The following is a 295-nucleotide window of genomic DNA, read 5'->3' as shown; positions in this document are numbered from 1 at the left end:
TAAGGATCCGTAGTGACTGCTCCCCGCCGTAAACGGCGAGGCTTCCCACTTCTCAGACCGCAACCCTCTGTACGACGGATTTACGCGGGTCTCCATGGGGCTGAAACGACGCGTCCCGCCGCGTGTAATTCCAATATGCCCTTGTGTCGGATATTGATTGCCGCATTGATATCTCGGTCATGTTCAACTCCACATTTAGGGCATTGCCAGATACGCTTATGTAGTGGCATTTCTGACATTTTTATGACCGCAGCAATGACAGGTTTTCGAACTGGCAAACCATTGATCCAGTTTT

At 50.5% G+C, this 295-nt stretch carries 1 pseudogene; it reads right to left on the bottom strand.

The features are described from left to right. Positions 1-52: 52 nt before the first annotated feature. A pseudogene (locus BHE89_RS00730) lies at positions 53-295 on the bottom strand (zinc ribbon domain-containing protein); the annotation flags it as partial.

Source organism: Shigella sp. FC1967 (assembly GCF_001743005.1).
Lineage (GTDB): Bacteria > Pseudomonadota > Gammaproteobacteria > Enterobacterales > Enterobacteriaceae > Proteus.
Note: the sequence above shows the minus strand (reverse complement) of the source record. Positions and strands in the feature narration are given on the sequence as shown.